1 pseudogene is annotated in these 239 nt (G+C 59.4%); it reads left to right on the top strand.

Annotated features, from left to right (window positions below):
• Nucleotides 1-157: pseudogene (locus J5M56_RS26450) on the top strand (arginine-ornithine antiporter); the annotation flags it as partial.
• Between the last annotated feature and the right edge of the window lie 82 nt (nucleotides 158-239).

Genomic DNA, 239 nt, shown 5'->3' with positions numbered 1-239 from the left:
TCTGGCCAAGGAAAACGCCAACCACGTGCCTGCCAATGCGCTGTGGCTGACCAACTGCATGATCCAGGGGTTCTTGCTGATCACCCTGTTTTCGGCCGGCACCTATACCAGCCTGATCTACCTCGCCACCTCGATGATCCTGGTGCCTTACCTGTGGTAAGCGGCGTATGCCTTCCTGCTGGCACTGCGCAGCGAGCCATACGAACAGGCCCTGGCCGACCGCAAGAAGGACCTGATCA

This window comes from Pseudomonas sp. 51_B, from assembly GCF_017491595.1.
GTDB classification, from domain to species: Bacteria; Pseudomonadota; Gammaproteobacteria; order Pseudomonadales; family Pseudomonadaceae; genus Aquipseudomonas; species Aquipseudomonas promysalinigenes.
Note: the sequence above shows the minus strand (reverse complement) of the source record. Positions and strands in the feature narration are given on the sequence as shown.